Annotated in this window: 11 protein-coding genes; 5 read left to right on the top strand and 6 right to left on the bottom strand. The window is 66.4% G+C overall.

The features are described from left to right. Together AB0N06_RS36660 and AB0N06_RS36655 are read right to left on the bottom strand one after the other, a co-directional pair. Nucleotides 1–1043, bottom strand: a 1043-nt coding sequence (locus AB0N06_RS36660) for a hypothetical protein (protein ID WP_366139017.1), incomplete at its 3' end; no start/stop codon positions are given. After that, nucleotides 1040–1480, bottom strand: a complete 441-nt coding sequence (locus AB0N06_RS36655; RefSeq protein ID WP_366139016.1) for a hypothetical protein — start codon at nt 1478–1480, stop codon at nt 1040–1042. The genes AB0N06_RS36655 and AB0N06_RS36660, both read right to left, overlap by 4 nt. 356 nt (nt 1481–1836) lie before the next feature. On the opposite strand from AB0N06_RS36655, the gene AB0N06_RS36650 reads away from it, so the two are divergent. The 5 genes from AB0N06_RS36650 to AB0N06_RS36630 all read left to right on the top strand — a co-directional run bounded on the left by AB0N06_RS36650 (nt 1837) and on the right by AB0N06_RS36630 (nt 6572). Further along, complete coding sequence (locus tag AB0N06_RS36650) at nt 1837–3000, top strand: hypothetical protein (RefSeq protein ID WP_366139015.1); 1164 nt, start codon at nt 1837–1839, stop codon at nt 2998–3000. Between the two features lie 71 nt (nt 3001–3071). Beyond that, nucleotides 3072–4337 carry a DUF4145 domain-containing protein gene (locus AB0N06_RS36645; RefSeq protein ID WP_366139014.1) on the top strand — a complete coding sequence of 422 codons (1266 nt, stop codon included), beginning with the start codon at nt 3072–3074 and terminating at the stop codon, nt 4335–4337. 20 nt (nt 4338–4357) lie between these two features. Continuing rightward, nucleotides 4358–5191, top strand: a complete 834-nt coding sequence (locus tag AB0N06_RS36640) for a carbohydrate kinase family protein (protein ID WP_366139013.1) — start codon at nt 4358–4360, stop codon at nt 5189–5191. Continuing rightward, nucleotides 5188–5814, top strand: a complete 627-nt coding sequence (locus AB0N06_RS36635) for a 2'-5' RNA ligase family protein (protein ID WP_366139012.1) — start codon at nt 5188–5190, stop codon at nt 5812–5814. The genes AB0N06_RS36640 and AB0N06_RS36635 overlap by 4 nt, the downstream gene beginning before the upstream one ends. Then, nucleotides 5811–6572 (top strand): inositol monophosphatase, encoded by a 762-nt coding sequence (locus tag AB0N06_RS36630; RefSeq protein WP_366139011.1) that lies wholly within the window; start codon nt 5811–5813, stop codon nt 6570–6572. Before AB0N06_RS36635 ends, AB0N06_RS36630 begins: the two co-directional genes overlap by 4 nt. 195 nt (nt 6573–6767) lie before the next feature. On the opposite strand, the gene AB0N06_RS36625 is transcribed toward AB0N06_RS36630, so the two are convergent. From AB0N06_RS36625 to AB0N06_RS36610, 4 genes are all read right to left on the bottom strand, one after another. Further along, nucleotides 6768–7178: a VOC family protein gene (locus tag AB0N06_RS36625; RefSeq protein ID WP_366139010.1), complete on the bottom strand. Its 411-nt coding sequence runs from the start codon at nt 7176–7178 to the stop codon at nt 6768–6770. A gap of 85 nt (nt 7179–7263) precedes the next feature. Then, nucleotides 7264–7623 (bottom strand): AraC family transcriptional regulator, encoded by a 360-nt coding sequence (locus AB0N06_RS36620; RefSeq protein ID WP_366139018.1) that lies wholly within the window; start codon nt 7621–7623, stop codon nt 7264–7266. A 254-nt stretch (nt 7624–7877) separates the two neighbouring features. Then, nucleotides 7878–8858: a sphingomyelin phosphodiesterase gene (sph, locus tag AB0N06_RS36615; protein WP_366139009.1), complete on the bottom strand. Its 981-nt coding sequence runs from the start codon at nt 8856–8858 to the stop codon at nt 7878–7880. Nucleotides 8859–8998: 140 nt separating this feature from the next. Beyond that, complete coding sequence (locus AB0N06_RS36610; RefSeq protein WP_366139008.1) at nt 8999–9646, bottom strand: class F sortase; 648 nt, start codon at nt 9644–9646, stop codon at nt 8999–9001. Nucleotides 9647–9766: the final 120 nt, after the last annotated feature.

Here is a 9766-nt window from a genome sequence, read left to right as displayed (position 1 = left end):
ACTCCTTGGGCACCGACAGCGGCAGCCGGTTCGGCGGATACTTCGGCATCGGACGGACTCCTTCCAGGAGTCGCAACCACCGATGGAAACCGCCCTGGCTGGCCGCCGATCTCCTGCCAGGCGATACCGGCGACCATGTCGGCTGGCAGCCCTGAGTTTTTCGCCGCGGCCTGAATGATCTCCTTGTTCGCGGCGATCCACTTCTTCCGATCCTGGTCCGAGGACGGCAGATCCCAGTAGCTGTCCTTAGCCCCGGGCAGATTGGCGACTTGCATCCGGATGTCACGGAGCGTCGGCGAGATGGGGCTCTCCCCGACCGGCATGGCGTAGCCCTGTTTGGGCCCGCTGCCGGGGAGGCGTGTGAGGGGATTTCCACTCGCTTCATGTGCTTCGCGCCGCATGGCTGCGATGGCCGAGAAGATGTCCACACGCTTCACGGAGCCCATCCGGAATTCGGGCAGCAGCTCGTATGCCTCCTTCATTCCGTGTACGCAGATGTCACGGGCTTCCTTCTCCGTGTTCTTGGCGAGGTGGAAGGCACCTCCTGCGGCGTCGTGCAGCTGGTCCGCCTGGTCCTTGATGTCGTCGATGTCCATGGTGAGCTCGGCGAAGAAGTCGAGGACGCCCGTGGTTCCCCGCATGTCCTCCCACTGGCGCATGGGTTCCGCGTCCTGTGCCTCACGGGTGATGGCGGTGCCTTTGGTGCCGATCAGATCGGCCAGCGCCTGTTCGTTCGCCTTGCCGTTGGAGTAGTGGCTCTTGGCGGTCTCCAGCGCATAGGCGTAGGTGCGCAAGGTGCTGCTGGCCTTGCCGTACCCTTCTGCGATGTCCGTCAGCAGCTTGCGCGCCTCGGCGACGCGTGCTTCATAGTGCTGGCTTCCTTCGCTGTGCCAGTGCGTCCTCTTTTCCGCTCGCTCGGCGGGCTCGTCGACTTCCACCAGCATGTCGCGTATTCGTTTGAATTCATCGGCGTTCCGCTCCACGAGTGCCGGGTTGCAGCCTTCCAGGAATTCGACGTCCTTGCGGTGGCTCAGCCCGTTCACTTCGCCACCGGTGCTACGTACTGGCCATAGCGCAAGACATTGTCGAGGAAACCTTGGGCGTTGCCGTCGTCCACGGTCACGAAGTCGGTCCCGGTGGTCTTGAGTCGTGTGGCGAGAGCCGCGAAGAGCGCTATGGCGTCCTGGAACTGGTCGTCAGCGAACCGGCTGAAGCGTTCGACCTGCGCTGCTACATCGCTGTGCGTCCTGGGTTCCCGGGCCATGTTGCTCAGGTCTCCGTCAGGCCTGCCTTCGTAGAGGAGGCCCGCGATTTCGATGAGCAGATTTGCATTGCCGTTGATCGAAGCAGTGTTGTAGTCCAGGGTCCCAGTGGCGGTAGCGCCGCCCGGGTCCGCCGGCAGGTGGTTGAGCTGCATGCTGGTGGACCGGCGTGCCAGCGCCTCGGCTTTGAGCTCGGCCCACTCCTCGTCGAACGTCACATATCCCCCTATGGTCGACGGTCCCCACCTCGCGAGCAATCGGTGATCATACCGAAGAGGGACTGCTGCACGCCTGAACCGGCGTATCCAGGCGCTGTGTTGAAGCGCTGACCTGCGGCTCGCGACAGTAACTGGGTAACCTTGCCCGGCGATCAGCTGCCGGATGTGCGTAGCTGGAGATCCACGCATGACGATTTTTCGGCCACCTGGCGCGCCGGCAGGGGCGGATGTGAGCGGACGGGGCAATTCCAGTGACGACCGAGATCGGTTCCATTACCGGTGTCCGGCAGACGGTCACCGTAGTCATCCCCGTCCGGATCCCTTCCCCTCCCCCCTGGGCCGAAGGCCCTCTACCCTTGGAACTCGGCAGCCGAAGAACCGATGCGGAAACCCGGCAGACCTACTACACCCCGGCCGCCGCACGCGCGCTCTACGGAACCCGCGAACGGCCCCGTCGCTGGCACCGGTTCACGGACATCACACATCGGTCCCTGCACTTGCACGGCATGGAACTCCTGCGCACAGTCAAGACCCAGGATCAGCAACACGCTCTGGCGGTCCTGCATTTCACTGTCGAAGGTCCTGTCCTCCTGGACGTCCTGCGTGCCATCGGCCATCGGCACACAGCCGGAGACGATCCTCTGGACGGGCCGCTGGCGCCCGGTACACTCCTGGCCGGAGTCGCGGAACCCCGAGGTGCCGAAGCACCGTTCGCCCTCGCCCGCCCCTATACCGTCGCCTTCCTCACCCCGGACGCCACACACACCGCCGCTCTGCGGAGTGACGGCCGGCTTCCCGACTCCGCCGACAGCTGGCTCTGGTCCCTGGCCTCCCGCTCCAACGAGACCGACTTCCCGACGACCCTCGAGCAGTTGCGGGACCAGACCGAGCACATTGTGCGCATCTCCGCCGACTGGAGCGCCCTTGTGCTGCGGCACGGGGCTGCCTTCCTCGGACACCGCCCCGACCAGGGGGACGGCGACTTCTACGACTTCGCGGACCTGCATTTCCGTACGGTCTACCTCGACGCGCTTCTTCTCGGCACGATCCAGCGCGACCACATCGACGAGTTGACCGACGGTCTCGCCGACGTATTCGACGGCCCAGGGCTGGCCCGCCGAGTCACGGCACTCGAACAGGACATCGCAGGATTTCGCAGTACCTACTGGCGGCAGCATCTGACCGCACACGGCCCGGCCAATGAGCTGCTCCTGGCCTATCAGGGGCAGCATCGTCTACCCGCCCGCTTCGCGGAGATCCTCGCCGAGGCGGCCGACTACTCCCGCCTCGTCCAGACCCAGGACGGTCAGCAGATCGCCGGAGCTCTGGGTGTTCTCACCATCCTCGGGCTGCCGCTCGGAACCGCCCTGAGTATCCTCCAGGTGCTCGGTGACGACGACCCCGTCCATCTCCTGATCGGGCTGGGTATCGCCTTGGCATCGACGGCCGCCGCCCTGGGCACCCGCTACGGGCGTCTCGTGCTGGGATCCCTCCGCGGCAGCTCCCGAGGCGATGACTGAATGTGAACTGGCGTCGCCGAAAACACACTTGGTAGTGTCGCGTCAAAACTGCCGCAGAGGACACGGACGACGTGACGGTGAACGAGGGCGAGTCGCTCCGGCTTTACAAGAAGGCCTTGAGGTACGCCGAGTCGGACCCTGAGGTTTTCCTCAGCACAGCGAGAAGGGCGGCGGAGTCGATCCTCTTGGATATCGCCATGCAGGAAGCTGTCGGTTCCAAACCGACACTGGAATCCCTCCTCACGGTGCTCACCACCAAAGGGCTGGTTCCGCCCAAGGTCGTCCTCGCCATTCGGACCATTCAGAACTACGGCAACTTCGGCAGCCATGCCTTGGACGGTTCGGGCGAGGAGATCTCCGCCGAGGACGTGCAGCCGTGTCTCAACGCGCTGACGCAATTGGCTGTCTGGTACGGCGAGACGAGTACCTCTCTTGCCGAGAACGAGGCACGGCAGGCGCTGGCGGCTGCAGGGCGTGTCAGAGGGACGACCCGCCTTGCCGACTCCACCCTCATCGTGGTGAAAGCGCTGCTCCTCGGGTGCGGGTTCGAGGACGTGCTGGCCAAGCGGAATCACAGGGTCGTCGCCGTCCAGCTGCCCTGGTCCGACCACCTGGTCAGGGACGTGGCCCAGCGGACCCTGGATCTCGCGATCTACAACGAGCAACGCCTGCTCCGAATGCTCGACGCGGAGGAGGAAATCCGGTCCCAGGTCGTGCCCGTCGGGCGAGTGGGATACTCGATGGGCGGCCGCAATTTCTATCTCCTGGCAGCCCGCGGCGGCCGCTGGGGAGCGATGACGGCAGAGGAATTTCTCGCAGATCCGGCCGGAGCTCAGATCGCAGTGCCGAAACACAGCGACATGTTCGCCAACATTCTGGCGGCGTTCTCGACCGACGAAGCAGGTCTGGCAGAGCGCGGCGTGAGCATCCTCGATGTCCCACACCATCTCGGTCTGGAGCTTTTCCATCTGAACAGGGACGTCCTGGCGGTCGGCGGGCAGAATCTCCGGATGCACGCGCATGATGACGACGACTACTTCGAGCTGCTCAACTCCGACATGCTTCCGAACAGCGCACAGGCAGGACTTCGCTCTGCGGCAGCCAACATTCTCATGGCCAACCGGTCCTGGCTCAACGAGCTGAGGCTGCAGCCGGGAGAGCTCCACCGGGAACTCATGCGTGGATTCCACGACATCGGCTCCGACGACGACAGATTCGAGGAGCTGGTCCACGACCTGGTCGCCCATGCGACGTTTCCGCAGCAGAGCAGCCCCCACAGCAGGGAACGACTGGTGCGGCATGTCCTGTTCGAGAGCTACCGACTGGGACAGCCGTGACCGCCGGGAAGCGTGTCCTCGTGGCCGGTGGTACCAACTTCGACATCATCGTCCAGGCAACGAGACTCCCGGAGGAGCATGAGAAGCTCCGCGGCAACGACTACGCGGCCTTTCCCGGAGGATCCGCGGCCAACACCGCTCTGGGACTGGTGAAGCAGGGATGTACGGCCGAGCTGGTGTCCGCCGTCGGCGATGACACCCTCGGCGCTGTCTGCCTCGACGGCCTGCAGGCAGGCGGGGTGGACACATCGCTGATGCGCGTCGACACAACCACGCGGACGAGCATGGCGATCGTTCTCTCCTCCACCACCGGGAAACGCATGATGACCTTCGCGGGAGCAGACCGTGACCTGGCCTTCAACGCCGTCACGGAGGAGGACGTACGCCGAGCGGATCACGTCCATCTGGTCGGTGACCCCACACCCTCGCTCGGACGCCTGGCAGAGCTCGCCCACCGGACCGGCCGTTCGCTCTCCGTCGAGTGGAACGGCAGGGACATGAGCCCTCTTGCCCGGGGGGCATCGCTGAACCTCATGAACTCGGACGAGGCGAGCCGCCTGCCCGAGGCATCACAGGGCGACACGGCGGGTACGGCACAGCGGTACGCGAAGCTGCTTTCCGGGGATGTCATCCTGACGTTGGGGTCCGATGGCGCACTCTGGGCGTCCCCCTGCGGCCCAGTCGTCCAGGAGCCGACGGTCCCTGTAGAGCCAGTGGATCGGACCGGAGGCGGTGACGCCTTCAACGCCGGAGTGATCGCCGGCTGGCTCTACGGGGAGTCGCCGGCGGAATGCATGCGCAGGGGACTCGACGCCGCGCTGCACGTGATTACGAAGACAGGAGCTCAACCGTGACCCGATGGCTGGGTGTTGCCCTGCTGCCGTCCGCGGAACACACCCGTTCCGCGATCCAGTTGCAGACGGACGTGGGGGAAGACCATCGACTGCAACCCCCTCTCAGCCCTGACGGAAATCTCCCTCACGTCACCGTATTTCAGGGACCGTTCCTGGACTCCCTGAGCCCGGAGCGGGAGCTGGCGGCCATTGCGGACTCGATGAGCCTTCCGGAGGAGATCCGGCTCGCCTCCACCGGCATCGTCTACCAGCCCACCGGTTGGGTGTTCCTCTCGCTGGAGAGACCACGGCTTCTGCGTGAACTGCAAGCAGCCGTCCTGTCGGTGCTCGCGCCCCACCTTGACCGTGCCGCGTTCGACACGTCCAAGGACACCTCGCGGTTCTCTCCGGACGAGCGGGCCAGCTTCGCCGAGTACGGATACCGATACACCGGGGACGCGTATGCGCCCCACATCACGCTGGGCCGCGCCGAGGAAGACATCGCCCTGAAGCTGGTCGCATCCGCCCCCGAGCGCACCTCAATGCAGAAGGAGTGGACCTTCGACCGCCTCACCTTCTATGTGATGGGGGAACACGGGGCCCACGCGGAGAAGCTGGTGGAGCGGGCACTGGACCCGGCGTGACAGAGGACTCGGAGCTGCGGTCCGCCGCTGAGGAGGCGATGGACGCGGGGGTGGAGTGGCTTGCCCTGGCGGGTGCGCAGTGGCGGGAGCGGAAGCTCAAACCGTCGGGCGAGGAGGTCACGGACGCCGACATCGAAGTCGAACGCCGGGTGTCACGCGTCCTGCGCCGGCGCACGCCCGAGGTTCCGGTCATCGGCGAGGAGTCCACTGCCGGCGGTCCGCTGCCGCCCACGTGCTGGCTGCTGGACCCGATCGACGGAACGATGAACTTCACCCGGGGCGCGCCCGGGTATGCACTCTCGCTGGCCTTTGTGAAGGACCGACAGCCATCTCTGGGCGTGATCGACGCACCGGCCCTCGGCCGCCGCTGGGTCTCTGGACGCACGACCGGCCCGGCAATGGAGCCGCTCGGCGTCCGGGAGGTGTCCCGGGCGGTGATCGGCATCACCGGTGCCGGCTCAGGGAACCCCCGGCACAAGGCCTTCATCGGGCGCCTGTATGGAGAGGCCTATCGGATCAGGATGCAGGGGGCCATGTCCATGGACCTGGTGGGGGTGGCCGAAGGATGGCTCGACGCCTGCATCTGCATCGGTCCGAAACCATGGGATGTCGCGGCGGGGGCTGCGCTGGTAAGAGAACGAGGCATGGCGGTCCTCGGACCGGGCGGCCGGAAGTTCACCTTCGACTCACCAGTATTGGCGGCGGGCCGGGAAGCCCTGGCGAGAGAGCTGATGGCTCGTTGGGAGGCGCAGCCCTGAATCCGGCTGCCGCGAGCAGCGACGCGCGGCGTCACGCACCGGCCTCCACCAGGAACTCACTCGGCAGGCCCGACCACTGCAGGGCCTGTACGCAGGGAGGGCAGGCGGTCGCGAACCACCTGGGGCGGGGACGGCAGGCGCCGTTGCCGTTAGCGATCAGCACCGCCGTGATCGCGGCCGCTCGCCCTCCGGTTCTCAACCTGTGAGCTGGGTGAAGCGGATGCTGTTGCCGAAGGGATCGCGGAGGCCGCAGTCGATTCCGTATGGACGGTCCGTGGGCTCGTCGGTGAACTCCACGCCCCGGCCCAGCAGCGTCTCGTACGTTTTTCGGCAGTCGTCCGTGGTGAAGATGAGCGAGCCGCCCGTGGCGCCCTTCGTCACCAGTTCGCGGACCTGCTGAGCCGTCTCCTCGGACATCGCTGGAGGTCCCGGCTTCTCCAGCAGGATCTGGCGTTCCGGATGTCCGGGAATGCTGACCGTGAGCCAGCGCATGAAGCCCACGTCGACGTCGGCGTTGATCTCCAGCCCCAGCTTGCCGACGTAGAAGTCGAGGGCCTCGTCCTGGTCGAGGACGTAAATCTGAGAGTGCGTGATGGCGTTGAACATGTGCATCACGTTAGTGGGTCGGCCCGGCGAAAACTTATCCAAAACTGCTCAGCCGACAGCCCGTGTGGACGGGCTGCCCCGGCGCTCAGGCGCTCGGTCGCGTCCACGTCTTCGTGAAGCACGTGGGCACGTTCACGGCCGCCGTTTCCTTGCGGTACGTCCTCGGTGACCGGCCGACGATGTCGCGGAACGTGCGGCTGAAAGTGCCGGTGCTGCCGAACCCGACCTCGTAACAGATGTCCGTGATACTGCGGTCGGTCTCCCGCAGCAGGGACATCGCCCGCTCAACACGGCGGCGCTGCAGATAGCGGTGCGGCGTCTCGCCGAAGGTGGCCCGGAAGGTACGTGCGAAGTGTGCCGGGGACACATGGGCGATCCGGGCCAGGGCCGGGACGTCCAGCGGCTGCGCGTACGCGCGGTCCATCGCATCCCGTGCCCGAAGCATGCGGCGGTTGGTCTCTTCCACGGTGCGGCTCACGGCACCATCCCATCACGGGGTCCCGCGGCCTCGTCAGGCTGCGAGGCCGGTGCGCCGTGTCGTCGAGATCCTGGCCGCTCCGGAAACGGTCACGCTCGCGCCCCCTGCTCGCTCGCCCCGGACAGCGCGGCGACCAGGGCGGCCAGCGCCGAAGCCAGCGCGGTCAGGCTGGGGCAGGCAGGTCCGCCCGGCTCGGGCATGTACACATCGCGGCGGATCCGCTATCGGGCGGAAGCGATCAGCGGGTAGTGGTCGGAGAGGTTCGTGTACGTGTAGTCTGTGCCCCAGCTGGAGACGGTCCAGGGCGTGCTCTGCTCCTTGACCACCTCGTTCGTCCAGCCTGCCGGCTTCGCGTGCCCGGTGCGGTGCAGGACGTAGTCGAGGTCCTCGCGCGGGTCGTCGGGGTAGCGGTCGGCGGCGATCGAGTTGTCCTGGGTGTCGAAGGAGTACGGGTGCCCGGTGCGGGCGTCGGCTCCGGTCAGTCCGGCGTCGGCGAGCATCGACGCGTACTCGGGGGAGCGGGAGTCGACGTTCATGTCGCCTGCCACGATGACCTGTTCGGACGCGGGGACGTTCTTGGCATCGAGGAAAGCGTCCATCTGCTTGAACTGCCGACTGCGTATCTGCGCCGCCTCGCCGGCCTTGCATCCCGAGTCGGTCGACTGGGCGTGGGTCCCCACCACATGAACCTTGGTGCCGTTGACGTTCAGTTCGGTGTAGACGAAGCCCTTGTTGGACCACCAGTCGCTGCCACAGGCGTCCTTGTAGATGAACTGCTCCTTGCGGACGATCGGCCACTTGCTCAGTACGGTGACCCCGCCGTCCTCCGGAGTGGTGGCCGAGTAGGCGCCGCCGGTGGCGTCCCAACCGCTCTTGCTCCGGCCCATCACCGGTGTCTGGTAGGGATATTGAGCGGACGCGCTCCGCGCCAGTGCGTCGGAGGCGGAGTTGTCGAACGCCTCCTGGAGGACGACCACGTCATTGCCCTGGAAGAAGGATGTTTTCGGTATCTCTGCGGCTCGGTGGTCCTGTCCCCAGTTCGGGAAGAGGTTCTTGCTCATCAGAAACGTGTTGTACGTGAGCACGCGCAGGGACGGGACGTCGGTCGCCGACGCCTGAGGGGCGTTGGCGATCAGCGTGACGGCGGCAAGCGCGGCGGACAAAGTCACGCCGGAGGTGCGGCGGAGCGCGGTGAGCGGCACGAGGTCTCCTGCATCTGCTGATGGGGGGTGGAACAGGCGACACCCATCCAATCAGCGGGAGTTACTCATGGGTAGACGCCGGGTGTCGGGAGGCCCTCCATCGCGTACCAATGGTGGTGGAGGCCTCATCGGGCGTGCCGTCAGCGGACGGTCGCGTAGACGATGAGGTTGTCCACCGGGTGCCCCTGGGCGTCGAATGCGCCGTCGCAGGTGATCAGACGGAGAGCGCGGTCGTCGGTCCTGCCGTACACCCTCTTCGTGGGGAACGCCTTCTTGCTCACGGACTCCGTGCCGGTGACGGTGAAGTGGGTTGCCTGGCCTTGCTCGTTGCGCACGACTATGTCCGCACCCTTGCGGATCTTCTTCAGGTCGTGGAAGACGGCCCTGCCGAACCGGGTGTCGTTGTGCCCGATGAGGACGGCTGCTCCGCGGTCGCCCGGGATCGCACTTCCCGTGTACCAGCCTGCTGTCATGCCCTGCTCCGCCGGTGGGACCTCGACGGTGCCGTCCGCGTTGAGGCCGAGCGGCATCAGGGAACTGGTCACTCCGATCGAGGGGATGGCCACCTGAGTGGGAGCCGCGGGTTGATCCGCCCCGGGGGAGCCGGGGGAGCCGGGGGAGCCGGGGGAGCCGGCGGACGCGGGGGCAGTGGGGGAGTGCGTGGGGGAGCGGCTGGGGGGTGGTGGCTCCGCGGCGTGGGATGTGCAGCCGGTGACGAGTGCGAGGGTGAGACAGACGAGAGTCGTCAGCGCGGCGGATCGCCGCGGTGTGTGGTGCGCAGGGGACATGCGGGCTCCAGAGCAGGTGACAGGAGAGCGGGAGACGGGCAGTGGCGCCGCCCATGAAGGGCGGCATGGGGCCGTCGCCGTCGATGTGACGGCCTTCGTGGTCGGTGGCCGGCCGGCCCT

The sequence above is a fragment of the Streptomyces sp. NPDC051020 genome, assembly GCF_040683105.1.
Lineage (GTDB): Bacteria > Actinomycetota > Actinomycetes > Streptomycetales > Streptomycetaceae > Streptomyces.
Note: the sequence above shows the minus strand (reverse complement) of the source record. Positions and strands in the feature narration are given on the sequence as shown.

What these genes read in the sequence shown, in the direction of transcription:
- AB0N06_RS36625 (WP_366139010.1), bottom strand. Translation starts at nt 7,178, where the DNA reads ATGTTCAACGCCATCACGCACTCTCAGATTTACGTCCTCGACCAGGAC.
- AB0N06_RS36620 (WP_366139018.1), bottom strand. Translation starts at nt 7,623, where the DNA reads ATGCTTCGGGCACGGGATGCGATGGACCGCGCGTACGCGCAGCCGCTG.
- AB0N06_RS36610 (WP_366139008.1), bottom strand. Translation starts at nt 9,646, where the DNA reads ATGTCCCCTGCGCACCACACACCGCGGCGATCCGCCGCGCTGACGACT.